Source organism: Streptomyces sp. NPDC057486, assembly GCF_042802415.1.
GTDB lineage: Bacteria > Actinomycetota > Actinomycetes > Streptomycetales > Streptomycetaceae > Streptomyces > Streptomyces yanii.
The window spans coordinates 228,941-249,851 of sequence record NZ_JBHVEE010000001.1 but is presented as its reverse complement, the minus strand read 5'-3'; the positions used below and the strand labels follow the sequence as shown (position 1 = coordinate 249,851).

Sequence of the window (20,911 nt, the reverse complement as noted above, 5' to 3'; positions counted from 1 at the left end):
GGTGTCGTGGTGACCGAGAACCACCGCTGAATGAGCAGCTCACACGGCTCTTTGTGTCTCGTGTCGCTGTCCCGTGAGGTGGGGATCGGGTGGCCGAGCAGGACGACTCACGGCGTTTGCGGCGGGAAAGAGGGCTGCCTGCCCGGAGACAGGGCCGGCCGAAACGGCCCGGCGCCCGTCCCCGTCAGCGTGCGGTCCGCTTGGGGGATGCCGCCCATACCGACCGCACCACGCCCGCCGCGGCGATCAGGAACCCCACGCCCATCAGCATGCACACGGCATACGCGAAGGACGGGAACGGCTCGGTCCCGAGGAACAGCGGAGCCACCGTGACCACTGTGGCCAGGGCTCCGATGAAGAAAACGATCGCGCCGACGCGGACAAGCCGGTCACCTGCGCCAGAGGGAGGAGTACTCACCCCATCAGGGTAGTTCCCGCCCCGGAGCCACCGTCGCTTCACCCGGAGTGCGCCGTTTCCGGACAGAGTCCGGATGACCCGGCTTGACGGGGGGTACTGCACCTGTGGAGGCTTCTGCCAGCAGGGGAGCACGACCATTGGACGGCCTGACCTGCTGAGGTTTGGTTCCGGCTTACGGGTTGAGATGGGGTGCGTGCTTTGCCGACTGGCAAGGTCAAATGGTTCAACAGCGAGAAGGGCTTCGGCTTCCTTTCCCGCGACGACGGTGGCGATGTGTTCGTGCACTCGTCGGTGCTCCCTGACGGAGTCGACGCACTCAAGCCCGGCCAGCGCGTCGAATTCGGTGTCGTCGCAGGTCAGCGCGGAGACCAGGCGCTCTCGGTGGCGATCCTCGACCCGACACCGTCCGTCGCTGCCGCCCAGCGCCGCAAGCCGGACGAGCTCGCATCGATCGTGCAGGACCTGACAACCCTGCTGGAGAACATCACGCCGATGCTGGAGCGGGGCCGCTACCCCGACAAGGCGGCCGGCAAGCAGATCGGCGGCCTGCTGCGCGCGGTCGCCGACCAGCTCGACGTCTAGGGCGTGTGTCGGGAGTCCCGCCGTCCGCCCGAAGGGTGGGCCCGGCGGCGTCCGGTGCGTGCGATCGCAAGGCGGAGGGTCGTCCTCGTACTGGACGTACTCGGACGACCCCGACAACGCAGCGAGCGTGCGTGCCGGGCGTCGCCGGGCAGGCGGGACTTCCGACACACGCCCCAGGGCTCCGAGTCCGGCCGTATTCCGTCACGGCCGGACTCGGAGGGGCGAGCCCCTCTCAGCCGAACGACAGAGCATCCGGGCCGAGGGGCGGCACCAGCCCCTCGGCCGCCGCGCGCGTGAGCAGCCCGCGGACCGCCGCATAGCCGCTCTCGCCGAGGTCGGCGGTGAACTCGTTCACGTACAGCCCGATGTGCTGGTCGGCGACGGCCGGGTCCATCTCCTGGGCGTGCTCCAGCACGTACGGACGTGACATCTCCGGGTCGTCCCAGGCCATCCGTACCGACGTGCGGATCGACTCGGCCAGCAGCTTCAGCGTCTCCGCGCCCAGTGACCGCTTGGCGATGATCGCGCCGAGCGGGATCGGCAGCCCGGTCGTGGCCTCCCAGTGCTCGCCCATGTCGGCGAGGCTGTGCAGCCCGTAGTTCCGGTACGTGAAACGCGCCTCGTGGATGACGAGACCGGCGTCCACCTTTCCGTCCCGCACGGCGGGCATGATCTCGTCGAACGGCATGACGACGATCTCGCCGACATCGCCCGGCACGACATCCGCCGCCCAGAGCCGGAACAGCAGATACGCGGTGGAGCGCTCGCTCGGAACGGCGACGGTCTTCCCCGTCAGATCCGTACCCGGCTCCTTCGTCAGGACGAGCGGTCCGCAGCCGCGGCCCAGCGCACCGCCGCAGGGCAGCAGGGCGTACTCCTCCATGACCCAGGGCAGCACCGCGTACGACACCTTCAACACGTCCAGCTCGCCGCGCTCGGCCATGCCGTTGGTGATGTCGATGTCGGCGAAGGTGACATCGAGGGCGGGCGCGCCGGGGACCCTGCCGTGCGCCCAGGCGTCGAAGACGAAGGTGTCGTTCGGGCACGGCGAGAAGGCGATCTTCACAGCGGTGCCGGGCTTCGCGGCGCCCTCAGTCGAGTCGGTCATGGTGGGTCCAACCTTCCAGTACGGGGGTGAGCTTCCCGAACGCGTCGGTGAGCGCGGCCAGTGCGTCGCCGATGCGCCAGGCGTCCCGGTCGCGCGGGCCGACGGCATTCGACACGGCCCGGATCTCCAGCACCGGTACGCGCAGCCGGTCGGCTGCCTCGGCGACCCCGAAGCCCTCCATGGCCTCGGCGACGGCGTCCGGATGTGCGGCGCGGAGGGCGGCGGCACGGTCGGCGCTGCCGGTCACGGTGGAGACGGTGAGGACGTCGCCGGTGACCGCGCCGGTCGCGACGGCCACCTCCCGAACCAGGGCGGGCGGCGGCTCGAACCGTTCCCGGCCGAAGCCCAGGGCGGTGACGGGCACGAACCCGTCGGGGGTCTCCGCGCCCAGATCGGCGGCGACGATCGCGCTCGCCACGACGAGGGAGCCGACCGGGGCGCCTGGCGAGAACCCGCCGCCGATACCGGCGGAGACCACCAGGCCGTAGGACCCGGAGGCAAGCCCGAACGCGGCGGCGGCGGCCGCGGAGGCCGGACCGGCGCCGCCCGCGAGGACATCGAAACCGCCGGCGCGGTGCAGCTCGGCGCCCGGTGCCCGGACCACCACCGGTCCGTCCGTGAACGCACGCGTGACCGCGTCCCGTTCCACCGGGACAGCGGTCACGACGAGCACACGCACGGGGAGGGTCCTCCCGGGTCGGGAGGGGGTCAGTTGGTCTTCACGAAGGTGAAGTGCCAGATGCCCGTGAGCTTCTTGCCCGTGGTCTCCACGATGCTGATCTGCGTCTTGTTCGTGGTCGCGCCGGTCTGGCTGGAGAAGAAGGCGCTGCCCGGGATGGACCGGTAGGTCTTCTTGTACGGCTCCTGCTCGGCCTGCTGGCCGTTGATGAAGAGGGTCCAGCCGTTGTCCGCGATCTTCGGGTCGACGCCGAAGCGGACCTTGTCGTCCATCGCGACCTTGACGGTGTGCTCGGCCTTCTTGTTGTTGAGGCAGCCCTGGATCAGGGACTCCTTGATGGCGTTGCCGTCGTTGTAGCAGGTTGCTTCGGCACTCACCGAGGTGTCGCCGACCGTCACGGTGGCGAGCGGCGTCGGCTTGTTGCAGGCGGACAGGACAAGGAGTCCCGCGGACACGGCACCAAGAGCGACGCCGATTCGACGGCCCTTACCGGAGAAGAACGCAACGGTCATGGGCCGAAGGCTATCGGTCGCTCCCGCTCACGCCACGCGGGGGTGCGGCGAGCCGCGTCGTGCCGCACTCAGCAGACCCCGTACGGAGGCAGCCGCACCGAGGGCGAGGATCCCCGCGGCGACCGACATCCCCAGTACGCCGTTGAGGGGGAGAGCGATGCCGATACCACCGCCGACCACCCAGGCCATCTGGAGCAGTGTCTCGGACCGGGCGAACGCCGACGTGCGGACTTCCTCGGGCACGTCGCGCTGGATCGTCGCGTCCAGCGACAGCTTCGACAGTGCCTGTGTGAAGCCCGCCACCGCGCTGAGCGCGGCGACCATCACGGTGGAGAAGAAGACCGCGGCGAGGACGGCGACACCGAGCGCCAGCCCCAGCACCGAGGCGATGATCACCTCGGGGACGCGGGCCCGGAGCCAGGAGCCCATCGCCGTGCCGAGGGCATTGCCGACCCCCGCCGCTACACCGACGATGCCGAGCGAGACGGCCGCGCTCTGCCCGGCGAGCGGGTGCACCCGCAGCAGGAACGCCAGGAAGAAGATCAGGAAGCCGGAGAGCGCGCGGTGCGCGGCATTGGCCTGGAGCCCGTGCAGGACGGAGGGCCCGACAGTCCGCAGCCCCGGCCGCTTCTCCTTCTCCCCGTTGGTCCTGGCCCTGCCCTTCTTCCCGTTGGCCACGGAGGGCCTGCTGCGGACGGAGGGCTGATGGCCGTGCGGCTCGACCAGCTGGGCGCGGCGTTCGCCCTTCGCCGAGTCGACCTTGTGGGGCAGCGTGAACGCGAGAACGGTGCCGAGGGTGAAGATCAGACACGCGCCGTAGAGCGGCCAGGGCGCCCCGATGGTCTGCAGCCCGGCCCCGATCGGCGCCGCCACGCCCGTGGCCAGAAGCCCGGCCAGGGTGACCCGGGAATTGGCCTTCACCAGGGAGAAACGCGGTGGCAGCAGGCGTGGCACGACCGCGCTGCGCACGACCCCGTACGCCCTCGATGCGACCAGCACGCCCAGTGCCGCCGGATACAGCTCCAGACCGCCCGTGGCGACCGCGCTCGACATCGTGAGCGCGAGCACCGCACGCGCCAGCATGGCGCCCGCCATCGCGGCGCGGCGGCCGTGCGGCAGACGGTCCAGGAGCGGGCCGATGACAGGGGCGAGGAGAGTGAACGGTGCCATCGTCACGGCGAGGTAGAGGGCGACGCGGCCGCGCGCCTCGTCCGTCGGTACGGAGAAGAACACGGTCGACGCGAGCGCCACCGTGATCATCACGTCGCCCGCGCCGTTCACTGCGTGCAGCTCGATCAGTTTGCCGAGTCCGGATTCGCCGGCGCCGTGGGCGTGGGTCGCCTTACGGATGCCTTTCGCGGTGCCGGTGAACGGCGCGTGCAGGGCATGACCGATCGTCCGGCCCGTCCTGCGGAGCGGGCCGGGCCCGTCGTGCGACCTGGCGGAAGCCACCCCGTCATAGTGCCCCAGCCACTGCGGTAACGAACCGAGAACGGTACGGGGCACGGGGTACGCCGCCCTGTCGGGTCAGTGAGGACCTTGCCCGCAGGGAAATCCTCCGACGGCTCGACCCGGACACGGCAGTGGATACGCCGTCGATTGGGACGGGCAGGTGGGCGGGGAGCTGCGGAGAGGGTAGCGTGCGTAGCGCGCCCCCGGCGGTTGTTCTTGGCCGCGCGCCTCTCGGCGATCCCGCAGAATGGATAGCAGAAGGCGCGCCCGAGGCAGGCACAACGGGTGCGGACGTCGACGCGGCCCCCAGGTCCGCTCCGCCCGCAACCGTCATGCCCGAAATCGATGGATCTGCTGGCGCACTCGTGAGACGGCGTATGGAGAGAAGCGAGACCTGTGAGTGCTGCTACGACGCGAAGCCGTACTGCCCGTACCCCTGCCCCCGACCGTCTGTGCGCCGAGGCGGTAGACCTCGCGCGCGCGGCGGCCCAGGAAGTGGCCGCGCCGGGGGAGGTCGGTGAGCACGTGGGCCTGGTCTCCGAGGGGGACCGGGTCGTCACGCACTACTTCGAGTGCAAGGAACCCGGTTACAAGGGCTGGCGTTGGGCGGTGACGGTCGCCAGGGCCTCCCGCGCCAAGATCGTCACGCTCGACGAGGCGGTACTGCTGCCGGGGACCGACGCACTGCTCGCTCCCGAGTGGGTGCCGTGGAGCGAGCGGCTGCGGCCCGGCGACATGGGACCCGGTGATCTGCTGCCGACGGAGGCGGAGGATCTGCGTCTGGAGCCGGGGTACAGCGGCGAGGAAGAGCCGCTGCCGAACTCGGTGGCCTCCGAGATGTCGGAGGAGATGGCCGACCTCGTCGACGCGGAGGACGCGGAACTCACGACGCGCCCGGAGACGACGAGGCGCGGTTCCATCGCTGCGCTCGCGGAAGAGCTCGGCATGCGACGGGCACGGGTGCTGTCCCGGTACGGGCTGCATGCCGCGGCCGACCGCTGGGACGAGACATTCGGCGCGAAGACGCCGATGGCTCAGGCGGCACCGGCTTCCTGTGTCACCTGCGCCTTCCTGGTGCCGCTGGCCGGTTCGCTGCGGCAGGCCTTCGGCGTGTGCGCGAACGAGTTCGGCCCGGCGGACGGTCATGTGGTCTCCCTGTCGTACGGCTGCGGTGGGCACTCGGAGGCAGCGGTGATGCCGAAGCCGCCGAAGCCGGCGCCGCACGCGCTGGACACGATGCAGGTGGACGAATACCCGCTGCGCCCGGCGCGGGACAGCGGATCGGTCCCGGTGGAACCGGATGCGCCGTCGGAGGACCTGGGCCACTCCTGACGCTCCTGGCCGCCGGGGTCCGGGTCTGCGGTACCCGGGGGGGTCGCGTGCTGCGGTGCGGCCCCGGGGCTCCGGGTGAGCGCCTTGTCCTCGATCGCCGGACGGGCTCGATGTGTCGCTCGGGACGGGCCCGACAGGTCGCCCGTGCGACGTTCGGTGCGGCGCGGGGTGCGTTTTCGGAGGCGGGATCGAGCCCGTCCGGCGAGGGCGGACACGGCGCGACGACGCGCCGGGGGCGTTTCGAGCCCGCCCGGCGCTGGGGGACGGGGGCGGCGCCCCACCGCCGCGCCACGCGGGATTGTCGGTCGCGGTACCTTCGGGCGCACACTGGCGGCACGGGTGTACGCGCACGCACGCGCACGCACACCCCCGCCGCACACGGGTAACGCGTCACCGGACAGAGCGGAGTCAGAGCGTGAGCATGAATGCGACCGAGGGGGCCGATCCGTTCGGGACGGCACGGCTGCGGCGCGGGGTGCTCGACGCCTGGGGCGCCGGTCCGGCCCGGTTCCGGGAGGACGCCAACGCCGAGGAGGACCTCGCGCTCGGCGGCTACCGCGACCGCCTGGTCGTCGAGCTCGCCCAGAACGCCGCCGATGCGGCCGCCCGCGCCGGTGTCCCCGGCCGGCTCCGTCTCACCCTTCACCCCGCCTCGGACACCGGTCCCGCCGTCCTCGCCGCCGCCAACACCGGCGCCCCCCTCGACGCCACCGGCGTCGAATCGCTCAGCACGCTCCGCGCCTCCGCCAAGCGCGAGGGCCACGAGTCCGCCGTCGGCAGGTTCGGCGTCGGGTTCGCGGCCGTCCTCGCGGTCAGCGACGAACCCGCCGTCGTCGGCCGGCACGGCGGCGTCCGCTGGTCCCTCGCCGAGGCCCGTGATCTCGCCCGCGAGGCCGCCGTCGGCAGCCCGGGCCTCGGTGACGAACTCCGCCGCCGCGACGGCCACGTACCGCTGCTGCGTCTTCCGCTGCCCGCCGAGGGCACCGCACCGGACGGGTACGACACCGTCGTCGTCCTGCCGCTGCGTGACGGCGTCGCCGAGGACCTCGTCGGACGGCTGCTCGCCGCCGTCGACGACGCGCTCCTCCTGACGCTCGCCGGTCTCGAAGAGATCGTCATCGACACCCCCGAGGACCTGCGGACGCTCAGCCGTTCCCAGCACGGGCCCTACACACACATCAACGACTCCGCGTACGGCACGAACCGCTGGCGCACCGTCGCCCAGCACGGGCCGATCGAACCGGCCCTGCTCGCCGACCGCCCGCTGGAGGAACGGCTGCGCCCGCACTGGTCGGTGACCTGGGCGGTGCCCGTGGACGGGGAAGGGGCACCGGTGTACCCCCGTACCGCCCCCGTCGTGCACGCGCCGACCCCCACCGACGAGCCCCTCGGCGTCCCCGCCCTGCTCATCGCGTCGCTGCCGCTCGACACCACGCGCCGCCACCCCGCGCCCGGCCCGCTCACCGACTTCCTGGTGCAGCGCGCGGCCGACGCGTACGCCGAACTGCTCGCCGACTGGCATCCGGTGTCCATCGCCACTCTCGACCTCGTGCCCGGCCCGCTCGGCAAGAGCGAACTGGACGGTGCCGTGCGCGGCGCGATCCTGGACCGGCTGCCACGCGTCGCGTTCCTGGAGCCCGCCGCTCCGCGCGACGCCGCCGCCGAGCCCGAGCAGTGGGACGCCTGGGACGCCGGGTCGGAGAACGTCCGCGTGGCCACCACCGCGCTGCGGCCGATCGAGGCGGAGGTCGTGGAGGGGGTGGGCGCCGAGACCGTTCAGGTGCTTGCCGAGGTGCTGCCGTGCCTGCTGCCCGCGGGACTTGAGCGCCGGAGCGAACTGCGTACCCTCGGCGTCGCCCGGGTCCCGCTGACCGAGGCGATCGACCGGCTCGCCGGTCTGGAGCGCGAACCCGACTGGTGGCGGCGGCTGTACGACAGCCTGTCGGGAGTCGACCCCGACCGGCTCTCCGGACTCCCGGTCCCCCTGGCCGGAGCGGTGGAGGGCGCGGCGGGCACCCCGGACGCCGCACCACCCCGCACCACCATCGGTCCCCGACAGGTCCTCCTGCCGGTACCCGACGCCCTCACCGGCCCGGTCCTGGGCCGACTGGCCCGACTCGGGCTGAAGGTCGCGCATCCGGATGCCGCACATCCGCTCCTGGAGAAGCTGGGTGCCCTGCCCGCCACCCCGCGCGCGGTGCTGACGACCCCGCAGGTGCGTGCGGCCGTCGCCGGTTCGCTGGACGCCGGCGAGGTGTGGGACGAGGACGCGCTGGATGCGGAGGAGCTCGCGGACACCGTCCTCACGCTCGTCCGGGACGCCGACCTCGCGCCGGGCGACGAGCCCTGGCTCGGTGCACTGGCCCTCCCCGACGAGGACGGCGAACCCGCACCCGCCGGTGAACTCGTGCTGCCGGGAAGCCCGTTCGCGAGCGTCATGCGCGAGGGTGAACTCGCGCTCTGCGACGAGGAACTGACGGAACGCTGGGGCGAGCAGCCGCTTACCGCATGCGGGGTGCTGGCCACCTTCGCGCTCGTCCGGGCCGCCGATGTCGTCCTCGACCCCGACGAACTGGAGCCCCGCGAAGGCGACTTCGCCGAACCGGACGACGCGGGACTTCTCGACGCCGTCGACGTGTGGTGCGAGGACATTCTCGACCAGCTGCAATTGAGTCTGTCGCCGCGCAGCGGTGATGGCGAGGGATGGTGGTCGGGCGACGGGCAGGCCCAAGTGCCGCCTGTCGCCACCGAGATCGTCGCGGTCCGCGACCTCGACCTCGTCGACGACGATGCCTGGCCGCAGGCGCTCGCCCTGCTCTCCCGGCCGCCGCTGCGCGACGCGCTGACGCAGCCGGTGCGGGTGCTGCTCCCGGACGGCACGACCCGGTCCGTGCGCTCCTACACCGCCTGGTGGCTGCGCGACCATCCGGTGCTCGGCGGCCGCCGCCCGGCGGGGCTGCGGGCTGCGGGTGGCGACCCGCGACTGTCCGGACTGTACGACTCCGCCGACGCGACCGGTTTCGACGACGTCCAGGTGCTGCGCGCCCTCGGCGTGAGGACCTCCGTCGCCGCGCTCCTCGACGAGCCCGGGGGTGCGGCGGAGCTCCTCGGCCGGCTCGCGGACGAGGACCGCCCGGTCGGCTCCGTACAACTCCACGAGCTGTACACGGCCCTGGCCGATCTCGACCCGGAGCAGGTCACGCTGCCCGACGAGCTGCGGGCCGTGGTCGACGGCGAGGTACGCGTCGTCGATGCGGCCGACGCGTTGATCGCGGACGCCCCCGACCTGCTGCCGCTGACGAGCAGTCTGCCGCTCCTGCCGGTGGCCCCGGCGCGCGCCGCGGACCTGGCCGAGCTGTTCCAGGTGCGGCGGCTCGGCGAGACCGTCGAGGCGGAGGTGACGACGGACGGCGAGGAGCACCGGGTGCCGGAGTCGGTACGGATCCTGCTCGGCGCCGGTACCCCGGACACGTACGTCGAACACGGCGAACTCCGCGCGGGAGGCGTCGAGCTGGACTGGCGCCGCACCCCGGACGGGACCGTCCACGCCTCGACACTGGAGGGTGTCGCGGCGGGCCTGGCCTGGGCGGCGGGTCAGTGGCCACGCCGTTTCGAGGTCGCTGCGCTGCTGCAGGACCCGTCGCGTACGGAGGAGTTGGCGCGAGACCGCTGGTTCGACTGACAGAGTGGGGGCGGAACGGGCCAATATCCCGGGCAGGGTGAGGTATTCGCAAAATATCCCCGTGGGCCGCACAACCATTCACGCGTCTCAAGGGTCTCGTCTGTGAAGCCATCAGGCTTCACAGACGGCCTTGGGCCCGGGAACGGACGACCTTCGCGGGCCCTTCTCCACATTGGGGAATGAAACATGCGTATTCGTGCCACGGTGGCTGCCGTAACCGGCGCCCTGGCTCTCTCCGCCCTCGTCGTTCCGTCTGCGGCTCAGGCCGACGACGCGCACCGCTCGACTGTCCTCGATGCCGCGCGCGCCGCCCAGGCCGCGTCCGGCGCGCAGTCCGGTGCGAAGTCCGGCGCGCGCTCCGTCACCGCCGCCGGGACCGTCGGCGCCCCGCTCGACCTGACCTTCTCGAAGCTCACCGTGAACGGCGGCAAGCCGATCGCCGTGGGTACCTCCGCCACGAAGACCGTGGCGACCACGTACACCGTGACGCACGCCGCCGACGTCGACATCTTCGGCGCCGAATTCGCGCTCGATGTCGCGCTCTACCGGGGCTCGTTCGACTTCCCGGCGAACGAGCTCTACGGCTACAAGGCCCCCACCTGCAAGGTGGTCTCCTCGACGGTCGCCACCTGCAAGGGGCAGATCGACATCTCGCCGTACTACGACCTCATCGGCAACGCGGACGCCACGACGTGGAAGGCGGTGGGCTTCGCCGTCGACTACAACGGCCAGGACCCGACCAACCCCGACCCCACCCAGATCGACTACGCGGTGCAGGACGGCCTGGGTACCACCAAGCTCCAGCGCTTCTCGAAGCTGACGGTCAACGCTTCTCCGGAGCCCGTGAGGAAGGGCAAGACCGTCACGATCACCGGGAAGCTCTCCCGTGCGAACTGGGACGACCTGGCCTACCACGGCTACGCGACCCAGTCGGTGAAGCTCCAGTTCCGCAAGAAGGGCACCTCCACCTACACCACGCTGAAGACGATCAAGTCGAGCAGCACCGGCACCCTGAAGACCACGAGCACGGCCAAGGTCGACGGCTACTGGCGCTACAGCTTCGCCGGCACGTCCACCACCCCGGCCGTCTCCGCCGCGGGTGACTACGTCGACGTGCGGTAGTTCCACGCCCGATTGCAGGCGTAGTTCCACACATGGTCCACACGAGAAGCGGGATCTCCGGTATGGGGGTCCCGCTTCTCGTACCCCCATCCCGTGCGTTCCCACTCGGCCCGCCGGGTCCGCGGACGCACTGACCCTTCGGGTCCCGTCGCGGCCGGAGCCACCACGCCGCCTGCCCGACGGACCCCTTTCTCCACCGGAGAAGAACATGCGCATACGTACCACTGTGGCCGCCGCGTCCGGCGCCCTGGTCCTGTCCGCCCTCGCCGTCCCGGCCGCGCACGCGGCAACGGCGGATCCCGTCATCTCCAAGGTCAGCGTCAACGGCGGCAAGAACACCGTGCTGGGCACGACGGCGGCGAAGACCATCACCGTGTCGGTCACCGCTTCGCACGCCTCCGGCATCGCCGACGGCTGGGTGATCCTGTGGCACGGGAAGAACCTGGAAGAGGGCATGGACGGTGCGCTGCTGCCGAACGGGGAGGCAGCGACCTGCAAGGCCGCGAGCGCCACCACCTCCACCTGCTCGTACACCATCACGATCGACCCGCGGGTCGATCTGACGAAGAACGCGCTGGCCGGCTCCTGGCACGTCCTCACCGGCGTGGAGGCCACGGACGGCTCCAGCACGCACTACGACTCCTACGCCACGGCGAGGATCCAGCGGCTGTCGAAGCTGACGGTCAACGCCTCCCCGGAGCCCGTCAGGAAGGGCAGGACCATCACGGTCACCGGCAAGCTGTCGCGCGCCAACTGGGAGACGCACGCGTACGCGGGCTACACCGGTCAGTCGGTCAAGCTCCAGTTCCGCAAGAAGACCAGCTCCACCTACACCACGGTGAAGACGATCAAGACGAACAGCACCGGCAACCTGAAGACCACGGTCACGGCCTCGGTCGACGGCTACTGGCGCTACAGCTTCGCCGGTACGTCCACCACCCCGGCCGTCACCACCGCCGGTGACTTCGTCGACGTGCGATAACGGCTACGCCGGGAAGCGGCGGCTGACCAGTCGCCAGGTGAACTCCAGGGCAGCCGCCGCCACCACCGCTATCCCCACCGCCGTCCACGGGATGACCGTGCCCACCAGCTTCAGTGCGAAGAAGTTCTGCAGCCACGGCACCATCAGCACGATCAGGAACGCCGCACCCATCGACGCGACCAGGACGATCCGCCACCAGGTGTACGGGCGGGCGATGATCGCGAGCACCCACATGGAGACCAGGAACAGCGTGAGCGTCGCCGCGCTGGTCTCCGCGCCCAGCGCTTCCGTACCCGTGTAGTAGTGCCGGGCGACCAGGTACGTCGCGAAGGTGGCGATGCCCGCGATGACGCCGGACGGCACCGAGTACCGCATGACTCTGCGGACGAAGTGCGGCCGGGCCCGCTCCTTGTTCGGGGCGAGGGCCAGGAAGAACGCCGGGACGCCGATCGTCAGCGTCGACAGCAGGGTCAGATGCCGGGGCAGGAACGGGTACTCGACCTGGAAGCAGACCACCAGGATCGCCAGCAGCACCGAATAGACGGTCTTCGTCAGGAACAGGGTGGCGACCCGGGTGATGTTGCCGATCACCCGGCGGCCCTCCGCGACCACCGACGGCAGCGTCGCGAAGCTGTTGTTCAGCAGGACGATCTGGGCCACGGCGCGTGTCGCCTCGGAGCCCGAACCCATCGACACCCCGATGTCGGCGTCCTTCAGCGCCAGCACGTCGTTGACCCCGTCGCCCGTCATCGCGACCGTGTGGCCGCGGGACTGGAGGGCGGCGACCATCTCGCGCTTCTGCTGCGGGGTGACCCGGCCGAAGACCGCGTTCTCCTCCATGGCCGTGGCCATGTCGTCCGGGTCCGTGGGCAGCCGGCGCGCGTCCAGCGTGTGCTCGGCGCCGGGCAGGCCGAGCTTGCCCGCGACCGCGCCGACCGAGACGGCGTTGTCCCCGGAGATGACCTTCGTGGCGACCCGCTGGTCGGCGAAGTAGCGCAGCGTGTCCCCGGCGTCCGGCCGCAGCCGCTGCTCCAGCACGATCAGCGCGGTGGGTACGGCCCCGTGGGCGATCTCCGGCCCCTCCAGCTCGCCCTCGGCGCGCGCCAGCAGCAGCACCCGCAGCCCCTGCTCGTTGAGCTGCTCGACCTCGCCGAGCGCCGGGTCCTCGTCGGGGAGGAGCACATCGGGTGCGCCGAGCAGCCAGGTCGACGACCGCCCGTCGGTCTCGACGAACGCGGCGCCGCTGTACTTGCGCGCCGAGGAGAACGGGAGAGCCTCCGTGCACCGCCATGCTTCGCCGTTCGGGGACGGGTACGCGTCGATGATCGCCTGAAGGCTGGCGTTGGGCCGCGGGTCGGATGCGCCGAGGGCGCTCAGCACCTGGCGTATGTACGGGTCGTCCGCGCCGTTCAGTGGACGCACCTCGGTGACGTCCATCCCGCCCTCGGTGAGCGTCCCGGTCTTGTCCAGACAGACGACGTCGACCCGGGCGAGACCTTCGATGGCGGGCAGCTCCTGCACGAGGCACTGCTTGCGGCCGAGCCGCACGACACCGATCGCGAAGGCGACCGAGGTGAGCAGGACCAGGCCCTCGGGGATCATCGGGACGATGCCGCCGACGGTGCGGGCGATCGAGTCCCTGACGTTGCTGTTCTTGACGACGAGCTGGCTGATGATGAGGCCGATCGCGGTCGGCACCATCATCCAGGTGACGTACTTGAGGATCGTGCTGATGCCGCTGCGCAGCTCGGACTGGACGAGCGTGAAGCGGGACGCCTCCTCGGCGAGCTGCGCGGCATAGGCCTCGCGGCCGACTTTGGTGGCGGAGAACGCGCCGCCGCCCGCGACGACGAAGCTGCCGGACATCACCGGGTCGCCGGCCTGCTTCAGTACGGGGTCGGCCTCGCCGGTGAGCAGGGACTCGTCGATCTCCAGGTTGTCGGCCTCGACCACCGCGCCGTCGACCACGACCTTGTCGCCGGGCCCGAGCTCGACGAGATCGCCGAGGACGATCTCGGAGGTGGAGATCTCCGCCGCGACCCCGTCGCGGCGGACCATGGGTTTCGCCTCACCGATGACCGCGAGGCTGTCCAGGGTCTTCTTGGCGCGCCATTCCTGGACGATGCCGATACCTGTGTTGGCGATGATCACGAAGCCGAAGAGGCTGTCCTGGATCGGCGCGACGAACAGCATGATCAGCCAGAGCACGCCGATGATCAGGTTGAACCGGGTGAAGACGTTGGCCCGGACGATCTCACTGACGGAGCGGGACGAGCGGACGGGTACGTCGTTGACCTCGCCCCGGGCGATCCGCTCGGCCACCTCGGCCGCGGTCAGCCCGCTCGTGCGGACGGCCGTGGCAGGGAGCTTCATCGGGTGGACCGGGTCGAGTTCGGAACCGGCGTCGATCCTGGCCAGCCGGCGTCGGCCGGGTGTGTGCTCCCCGGAGGAGCGGAGTGCCCGCTGCGTCATGGTTCCGACGGTACGGGTGGAACGTCCGGTTCACCCGCCGGGGGGTCGAAGATCAGACCGCAGGAGGAGCGGAATGGTCCTCGGGCGGTACGGAAGTCAGGGCCGACCCCGACTTTCGTCGGTGGCGCCGGACGCTTCAGCCGGTCGGGCCCCGACGGCCGCCCGCTTGATCGCCGCGTCGCGCCCCCGCACGTACCAGATGCCGATCAGTCCGAGCCCGGCACCGGCCAGACATGTCCAGATCCACCACGCGTGCCCGTGGTCGTCGAACCAGCCGTAGAACGGCAGCTGCACGAGGAAGAGGACGAACCAGAGGATCGTGCCGCCGGTGATGGTGGCGACGACGGGCCCCTCCAGGGGCTCGGGTGCCTCGTGTGTCGGTGTCCACTTCGCCATGGGCTCAGTCTATGCGGCCCGTATGCAAAGCCCCTCGGCCTAGTCGGCCCATGGGTCTACGCGCGGAGATAGCGATCTTCGCCTTATGTATTCATACTGAATCTGCTTATGGCTGGCTCGATTTATTCGTGTAAAAGTCCAAAGCTGACCACTTTTTTCTCCTTTCTACGTACGACTGAGGTCATACATGTCCCCCTCGGCCACCGCTCCGGTCGCCTCCAAGCAGCCTCCGGCTCCGCAGCCGCACGGCAGCCTGGATCGTTTCTTCAAGATCTCCGAGCGGGGGTCGTCGGTCGCGCGCGAGATCCGTGGCGGATTCGCCACGTTCTTCGCGATGGCGTACATCATCGTGCTGAACCCGATCATCCTCGGCAGTGCGAAGGACATGTACGGGCACCAGTTGAGCGGCGGCCAGCTGGTCACCGCCACCGTGCTGACCGCCGCGTTCTCCACGCTCCTGATGGGCGTCATCGGCAACGTGCCGATCGCGCTGGCCGCCGGCCTCGGCGTCAACACCGTCGTCGCCCTCCAGCTCGCCCCCCGGATGAGCTGGCCGGACGCGATGGGCATGGTCGTCCTCGCGGGCATCGTCGTCATGCTGCTGGTCGCGACCGGGCTGCGTGAACGCGTGATGAACGCGGTGCCGACGTCGCTCCGCAAGGGCATCGCCATCGGTATCGGTCTCTTCATCCTGCTGATCGGTCTGGTCGACTCGGGCTTCGTCTCCCGCATCCCGGACGCCGCGCACACCACCGTGCCGCTCCAGCTCGGCAGCGACGGCCACCTCCATGGCTGGCCGGTCCTGGTCTTCGTCCTCGGCGCGCTGCTCACGCTCGCGCTGATCGTCCGCAAGGTGCCGGGCGCGATCCTCATCTCCATCGTCTCGATGACGGTCGTCGCGCTGATCATCAACGCGGTCGCCGATCTGCCGGGCGAGGCGTGGGGTCTGACCGTCCCGCAGTGGCCGGGCAATCCGGTCGCCACCCCCGACTTCGGGCTGATCGGCCACGTCAGTCTGTTCGGCGGCTTCGACAAGGTCGGTGTGCTCACCGGCATCCTGTTCGTCTTCACCGTGCTGCTGTCCTGCTTCTTCGACGCGATGGGCACCATCCTCGGCGTCGGCGACGAGGCCAAGCTGATGGACAAGGACGGCAACTTCCCCGGCATCAACAAGGTGCTGTTCGTGGACGGCATCGCGGTCGCCGCGGGAGGTGCGAGCTCCGCCTCCGCAGGAACCTGCTTCGTGGAGTCCACCGCGGGCGTCGGCGAAGGCGCCCGCACCGGCTTCGCGAGCGTGGTGACCGGCCTGCTGTTCACGGTGGCCCTGTTCCTGACGCCACTGGCGACCATGGTCCCGTCACAGGCGGCCACTCCGGCGCTGCTGGCCGTCGGCTTCCTGATCATCGCGGGTTCGGTGCGGGACATCGACTGGAGCGACTACACGCTCGCCATCCCGGCCTTCCTGGCCATGGTGATGATGCCGTTCACCTACTCGATCACCAACGGCATCGGCATCGGCTTCATCGCCTTCTCCGTGCTGCGGGTGGCGGCGGGTCGCTGGCGCGAGGTGCCGCTGGCCATGTACGTCGTGTCGGCGGTCTTCGTCTTCTACTACGCGATGCCGGCTCTCGGCCTCACGTGACCTCTTCCGCTCCGTAGAACTTCTGCGTCTCGTCGACGGCCGTCTTGAAGCGCTCGTCGAAGTCGTCCCGAATGAGCGTCCGGACCACATAGTCCTGGACGCTCATTCCGCGTTTGGCGGCGTGCTGCCGGAGCCGGTCGAGCAGCTCACCGTCTACCCGCAGGCTGAGCACTGTCGATCCCATGGCAAGCAGGGTTAGGCCTTCGAGCTCGTTTGGCGTCACTTTCCGCATCCAACTCACTCGTTCGGGTGAGCGATCCGGCGCACGTGTACCACCGAGTGGTCTTTAGGAAGAGTAATGAGTTATTCTAAGGAACATGCCTGACCTGATCCACGACGGCGACAGTGCGGCCGCCGTGAGCTCCCTTCGTTCCGCTGTGATGCTGCTGGGCCGACGCCTCAAGCACCAGCGCGTCGACGAGTCGCTGAGCCCCACCGAGATGTCGGTGCTCGGCACGCTCGCCCGCTGCGGTTCCGCCACCCCCGGTGAGCTGGCCCGCAAGGAGCATGTGCAGCCTCCGTCGATGACCCGCATCGTCGCGCTGCTGGAAGCCAAGGGGCTGGTCAGACTGGAACCGCACCCCGATGACCGTCGCCAGAAGATGGTCAGCCAGACCGAGCAGGCCGAAGCCATGCTCGAGGAGAGCCGCTCGAAGCGGAACGCCTGGCTGGCCAACCTTGCCGAGGGCCTGGACGAGGAGGAGTGGGAGACGCTGCGCAAGGCCGCGCCCGTTCTGGAGAAGCTCGCCCACCTGTAGAAGCGGTTCCGGACCACGGTCCGGTTCCGCTTTCACTGCCTCGTCAGTCAGCGAAACGTCCACGCCGAGGAGGCGAACCCTTTTGAGTACGGGATCCGGAGCAGACTCCGCCCCCGCACCGACGTCCACCCACGAGAGCAAGCCCGGCGGGACCTTCTCGTCGCTGAAGATCCGTAACTACCGTCTGTTCGCCACGGGCGCCGTGATCTCCAACACCGGTACCTGGATGTCCCGCATCACGCAGGACTGGCTCGTCCTGAGCCTCACCGGGTCCGCCGCCGCCGTCGGCATCACCACGGCCCTCCAGTTTCTTCCCATGCTGCTCTTCGGCCTCTACGGCGGCGTCATCGCCGACCGGCTCCCGAAGCGCAAGCTCCTCCTCGTCAGCCAGGCCGCGCTCGGCCTCTGCGGCATCGCCCTCGCCGTCCTCACGCTCTCCGGAGTGGTCCAGGTCTGGCACGTCTACCTGATCGCCTTCCTCCTCGGTATGGTCACGGTCGTCGACAACCCGGCCCGCCAGTCGTTCGTCTCCGAGATGGTCGGCCCGGCCCAGCTGCGGAACGCGGTCAGCCTGAACTCGGCCAACTTCCAGTCCGCCCGGCTCATCGGCCCCGCCGTCGCGGGTGTCCTGATCACCACGGTCGGCAGCGGCTGGGCATTCATGTTCAACGGCCTGTCGTTCCTCGCCCCGCTCGTCGGTCTGCTGATGATGCGTACGGGCGAACTGCACAAGGCGGTCGTCGTGCCGCGCGCCAAGGGGCAGCTGCGCGAGGGGCTGCGCTATGTCTCCGGCCGCCCCGAGCTGATCTGGCCGATCGTCCTCGTCGGCTTCGTCGGCACGTTCGGCTTCAACTTCCCGATCTGGCTCACCGCCTTCGCGGACGAGATCTTCCACGGCGGCGCCGGGATGTACTCGTTCTTCAACATCCTCATGGCGGCCGGCTCCCTGGCCGGCGCCCTGCTCGCCGCCCGCCGTCGTTCCTCGCGGCTTCGGATGCTGGTGGCGGCGGGCACCGCATTCGGTCTCCTGGAGATCGTCGCGTCCCTGTCGCCGTCCGTCTGGCTCTTCGCGATCCTGCTGGTCCCGATCGGCATGATCGGCCTGACGACCAACATCAGCGCGAACACGAGCGTCCAGATGGCGGCCGACCCGGCCATGCGCGGCCGGGTGATGAGTCTGTACATGATGGTCTTCGTCGGGGGTACGCCGGTGGGCGCCCCGATCGTGGGCTGGATCAGCGACGCGTACGGCGTCCGGACCGCCATGGCGGTCGGCGGTGCGTTCTCGCTGCTGGCCGCGCTCGGCGTCGGCTTCATGCTGGCCCGCGTCGGCGGCCTGCGCCTCAAGGTCGATCTGCGACCGGGCCACCCGCATGTGCGGTTCGTCCCGCGCGAACAGCTGGCGACGGCGGCCTGAGGCCGGTCCGTCACGGACGTGATACGGCCCCGACCGGTGAACCTGCCGGTCGGGGCCGCTGCATGTGCGGAGTACGTCAGTCGCGTGGGAAATCGTCGGTTCGGAGGGTGAGGCCGACGGGGGTGTCGGTGAGGTCGATCGGGGTGCCGAAGCCGAGGCTCAGCACACCGCGGTACTCGTCGTCCTTCGGGAGCGTGTGGAGGTGCCACGTTCGGGTGTACGGGGCGGCGATGACGTACACGGGTACGTCGGCCGCACGGGCGCGGGAAGCCGCGTAGTACAACGATACGCACGGTGACCGGGACACTCCGGTACGGTGCGACACTCGGTTCATGAGCCGCATGAGACTCTTCGTCGCCGTCCTGCCGCCCGACTCCGCCATCGCGGAGCTCCGCCGTGCCGTCGCCCCGCTGCACACCCTTCCGGGCGCCGGTGGCCTGCGCTGGACCGGAACCGACGCATGGCACTTCACGCTCGCGTTCCTCGGTGTGGTCGACGACGCGCTGCTGCCCGATCTGCACGAGCGGCTGGGGCGCGCCGCCGGCCGCACCGAGCGGTTCCCGCTGCGCATCCACCGTGGCGGCCGGTTCGACGGTCATGTGCTGTGGGCCGGGGCCGCGGGCGGCCTCGACACTCTGAGGCTCCTCGCCGAGCGTGCCGACGCCGCCGCCCGCCGCGCAGGCGTGCCGATGGACGAGCACCGTCGTTACACCCCGCACCTCACCCTCGCCCGCAGTCGCGCCGAGGCGGACCTGCACCCCTATGTGGAGGCCCTGGACACCTTCGAGGGCACACCGTGGGAGGTCGGCGAGATGGCTCTCGTGCGCAGCAATCTGCCGGTTTCCGGGGTGCCGGGGGAGCAGCCGCGGTACGAGGTGGTCGCATCCTGGTCGCTGGAACACTGAGCGGTGCGGTTACGCTCGACGGGTGGACCCGAAGACCAGAAACCGCATCATGGCGGCCGTGCTCGTGCTGATGTTCGCCGTCGTCGCCGTGGCAGCCGCGCTCGGCGGCTGAGCGGCCGACACCGGCCCCCCAGGCGAGCCCCCGGGCGGTCTCCCCCGCGAACGCCTCGGGGTCGTCCAGCATGATGTTGTGCCCGCACTCCGGGACCGGCACGACCCGCACCCCTGGAGCGCGCCGGATGGCGACGACCCGTTCCGCCGAGGTGTTCTCGTGATCGCGCGCGCGACGAGCGAGGCGGAACCGAGCCGGCCGGCAACGACGCCGGAGGACCTCGAAACCCGTTGAGACCGTCCGCCGGCCACTTGCCTCGAGCGGACTCGAAGGCGTTGGCTGGGTGCCCATGAAGTACACGCAGCTCGGACGCACCGGACTCGAAGTCAGCCGACTTGTCCTCGGCACCATGAACTTCGGTCCGCAGACCAATGAGGCCGACAGTCACGCGATCATGGACGCCGCTCTGGACGCGGGCGTCAACTTCTTCGACACCGCCAATGTCTACGGCTGGGGCGAGAACAAGGGCCGTACCGAGGAGATCCTCGGCACCTGGTTCGCCCAGGGCGGCGAACGTCGCGACAAGGTCGTTCTCGCCACCAAGGTGTACGGGAACATGGCCGCGGAAGGCGACGCCTGGCCCAACCACCACAAGCTCTCCGCCCTCAACATCCGGCGGGCCGTCGACGCCAGCCTCAAGCGGCTGCAGACCGACCACATCGACCTGTACCAGTTCCACCACATCGACCGCTCCACCCCGGTCGAGGAGATCTGGCAGGCCATCGACGTACTGATCCAGCAGGGCAAGATCCTTTACGCCGGTTCGTCCAACTTCGCCGGCTGGAAGATCGCCCAGACCAACGAGACGGCCAGGCGCCTCGGTTCGTACGGGCTGGTCAGCGAGCAGTGCCTCTACAACCTCGCCGAGCGCCGCGCCGAGATGGAGGTCATCCCGGCCGCGCAGGAGTACGGACTGGGTGTCATCCCGTGGTCCCCGCTGCACGGCGGACTGCTCGGCGGTGTGATCCGCAAGGAGCGCGAGGGCGGCGCGGCCCGTTCGGCGTCCGGCCGGTCCGCGGACGCGCTCGCCAACACCACGGTGCGGGCGCAGATCCAGGCGTACGAGGACCTGCTCGACAAGCACGGTCTGGAGCCCGGCGAGGTGGGGCTGGCCTGGCTGCTGACCCGCCCAGGCGTGACGGGACCGATCTCCGGCCCGCGCACGCGGGAGCAGCTGGATTCGGCGGTGCGCGCGGTGGACCTCGAGCTGTCGGACGAGGTGCTCGCGTCCCTGGACGAGATCTTCCCGGGCCCGGGTCCGTCGCCGGAGGCCTTCGCCTGGTAGGCGACGGGACCGACCGAACGCCTGAGCCCGGCTCTGCGACACAGGTGCGCGGAGC

At 70.3% G+C, this 20,911-nt stretch carries 19 protein-coding genes and 1 pseudogene; 10 read left to right on the top strand and 10 right to left on the bottom strand.

Features of this window, described 5'->3' with window-relative positions; translation table 11 throughout:
• Positions 1 to 184 precede the first annotated feature (184 nt).
• The gene (locus ACFU6I_RS01255) at positions 185 to 418 is read right to left on the bottom strand and encodes a hypothetical protein (protein ID WP_384360094.1); all 234 of its coding nucleotides are present in this window, start codon (positions 416 to 418) and stop codon (positions 185 to 187) included.
• Positions 419 to 616: 198 nt separating this feature from the next.
• Here ACFU6I_RS01255 and ACFU6I_RS01250 point away from each other — a divergent pair, with 198 nt between their 5' ends.
• Positions 617 to 1,000 carry a cold-shock protein gene (locus ACFU6I_RS01250; RefSeq protein WP_037692759.1) on the top strand — a complete coding sequence of 128 codons (384 nt, stop codon included), beginning with the start codon at positions 617 to 619 and terminating at the stop codon, positions 998 to 1,000.
• 232 nt (positions 1,001 to 1,232) lie between these two features.
• Here ACFU6I_RS01250 and ACFU6I_RS01245 read toward each other — a convergent pair whose 3' ends face one another.
• The 4 genes from ACFU6I_RS01245 to ACFU6I_RS01230 are packed head-to-tail and all read right to left on the bottom strand — an operon-like array spanning position 1,233 to position 4,751.
• Positions 1,233 to 2,108: a 1,4-dihydroxy-6-naphthoate synthase gene (locus tag ACFU6I_RS01245; RefSeq protein ID WP_384360092.1), complete on the bottom strand. Its 876-nt coding sequence runs from the start codon at positions 2,106 to 2,108 to the stop codon at positions 1,233 to 1,235.
• Entirely contained in the window at positions 2,092 to 2,787 is a 696-nt protein-coding gene (locus ACFU6I_RS01240; protein WP_384360090.1) for a futalosine hydrolase, read from the bottom strand. The genes ACFU6I_RS01245 and ACFU6I_RS01240 overlap by 17 nt, the downstream gene beginning before the upstream one ends.
• Before the next feature lie 29 nt (positions 2,788 to 2,816).
• Entirely contained in the window at positions 2,817 to 3,299 is a 483-nt protein-coding gene (locus ACFU6I_RS01235) for a DUF2771 domain-containing protein (protein ID WP_384360088.1), read from the bottom strand.
• 27 nt (positions 3,300 to 3,326) lie between these two features.
• Positions 3,327 to 4,751, bottom strand: coding sequence for an MFS transporter (locus ACFU6I_RS01230; RefSeq protein ID WP_384360086.1), 1,425 nt, complete (start codon positions 4,749 to 4,751; stop codon positions 3,327 to 3,329).
• A 396-nt stretch (positions 4,752 to 5,147) separates the two neighbouring features.
• Here ACFU6I_RS01230 and ACFU6I_RS01225 point away from each other — a divergent pair, with 396 nt between their 5' ends.
• The 4 genes from ACFU6I_RS01225 to ACFU6I_RS01210 all read left to right on the top strand — a co-directional run bounded on the left by ACFU6I_RS01225 (position 5,148) and on the right by ACFU6I_RS01210 (position 11,869).
• Positions 5,148 to 6,083, top strand: a complete 936-nt coding sequence (locus tag ACFU6I_RS01225; protein WP_384360084.1) for a DUF3027 domain-containing protein — start codon at positions 5,148 to 5,150, stop codon at positions 6,081 to 6,083.
• 421 nt (positions 6,084 to 6,504) lie between these two features.
• On the top strand, positions 6,505 to 9,765 hold the full coding sequence (locus ACFU6I_RS01220; RefSeq protein WP_384360223.1) for a sacsin N-terminal ATP-binding-like domain-containing protein: 3,261 nt from the start codon (positions 6,505 to 6,507) through the stop codon (positions 9,763 to 9,765).
• A gap of 186 nt (positions 9,766 to 9,951) precedes the next feature.
• The gene (locus ACFU6I_RS01215; RefSeq protein ID WP_384360082.1) at positions 9,952 to 10,887 is read left to right on the top strand and encodes a hypothetical protein; all 936 of its coding nucleotides are present in this window, start codon (positions 9,952 to 9,954) and stop codon (positions 10,885 to 10,887) included.
• Between the two features lie 208 nt (positions 10,888 to 11,095).
• On the top strand, positions 11,096 to 11,869 hold the full coding sequence (locus tag ACFU6I_RS01210) for a DUF5707 domain-containing protein (protein ID WP_384360080.1): 774 nt from the start codon (positions 11,096 to 11,098) through the stop codon (positions 11,867 to 11,869).
• 3 nt (positions 11,870 to 11,872) lie between these two features.
• Here the strand turns inward: ACFU6I_RS01210 and ACFU6I_RS01205 are convergent, their stop codons facing one another.
• Positions 11,873 to 14,341: an HAD-IC family P-type ATPase gene (locus ACFU6I_RS01205; protein WP_384360078.1), complete on the bottom strand. Its 2,469-nt coding sequence runs from the start codon at positions 14,339 to 14,341 to the stop codon at positions 11,873 to 11,875.
• A 96-nt stretch (positions 14,342 to 14,437) separates the two neighbouring features.
• Positions 14,438 to 14,737 carry a DUF2530 domain-containing protein gene (locus ACFU6I_RS01200; RefSeq protein WP_384360076.1) on the bottom strand — a complete coding sequence of 100 codons (300 nt, stop codon included), beginning with the start codon at positions 14,735 to 14,737 and terminating at the stop codon, positions 14,438 to 14,440.
• A 187-nt stretch (positions 14,738 to 14,924) separates the two neighbouring features.
• Here ACFU6I_RS01200 and ACFU6I_RS01195 point away from each other — a divergent pair, with 187 nt between their 5' ends.
• A complete protein-coding gene (locus ACFU6I_RS01195; protein WP_384360074.1) occupies positions 14,925 to 16,379 on the top strand; it encodes an NCS2 family permease in 1,455 nt (484 codons plus the stop codon).
• Here the strand turns inward: ACFU6I_RS01195 and ACFU6I_RS01190 are convergent.
• Entirely contained in the window at positions 16,372 to 16,611 is a 240-nt protein-coding gene (locus ACFU6I_RS01190) for a hypothetical protein (RefSeq protein ID WP_384360072.1), read from the bottom strand. The genes ACFU6I_RS01195 and ACFU6I_RS01190 overlap by 8 nt on opposite strands.
• 85 nt (positions 16,612 to 16,696) lie before the next feature.
• Here ACFU6I_RS01190 and ACFU6I_RS01185 point away from each other — a divergent pair, with 85 nt between their 5' ends.
• Together ACFU6I_RS01185 and ACFU6I_RS01180 are read left to right on the top strand one after the other, a co-directional pair.
• Positions 16,697 to 17,137, top strand: a complete 441-nt coding sequence (locus ACFU6I_RS01185; protein ID WP_345512227.1) for a MarR family transcriptional regulator — start codon at positions 16,697 to 16,699, stop codon at positions 17,135 to 17,137.
• Positions 17,138 to 17,219: 82 nt separating this feature from the next.
• Positions 17,220 to 18,554: an MFS transporter gene (locus tag ACFU6I_RS01180; RefSeq protein WP_384360070.1), complete on the top strand. Its 1,335-nt coding sequence runs from the start codon at positions 17,220 to 17,222 to the stop codon at positions 18,552 to 18,554.
• Positions 18,555 to 18,630: 76 nt separating this feature from the next.
• Here ACFU6I_RS01180 and ACFU6I_RS01175 read toward each other — a convergent pair whose 3' ends face one another.
• Complete coding sequence (locus ACFU6I_RS01175) at positions 18,631 to 18,837, bottom strand: hypothetical protein (protein WP_384360068.1); 207 nt, start codon at positions 18,835 to 18,837, stop codon at positions 18,631 to 18,633.
• Between the two features lie 58 nt (positions 18,838 to 18,895).
• On the opposite strand from ACFU6I_RS01175, the gene thpR reads away from it, so the two are divergent.
• Positions 18,896 to 19,459, top strand: coding sequence for an RNA 2',3'-cyclic phosphodiesterase (thpR, locus tag ACFU6I_RS01170; RefSeq protein ID WP_384360221.1), 564 nt, complete (start codon positions 18,896 to 18,898; stop codon positions 19,457 to 19,459).
• 133 nt (positions 19,460 to 19,592) lie between these two features.
• On the opposite strand, the pseudogene ACFU6I_RS01165 reads toward thpR, so the two are convergent.
• A pseudogene (locus ACFU6I_RS01165) lies at positions 19,593 to 19,685 on the bottom strand (alpha/beta hydrolase); the annotation flags it as partial.
• Positions 19,686 to 19,860: 175 nt separating this feature from the next.
• On the opposite strand from ACFU6I_RS01165, the gene ACFU6I_RS01160 reads away from it, so the two are divergent.
• Complete coding sequence (locus tag ACFU6I_RS01160; RefSeq protein ID WP_384049501.1) at positions 19,861 to 20,856, top strand: aldo/keto reductase; 996 nt, start codon at positions 19,861 to 19,863, stop codon at positions 20,854 to 20,856.
• The last annotated feature ends 55 nt before the right edge of the window (positions 20,857 to 20,911 follow it).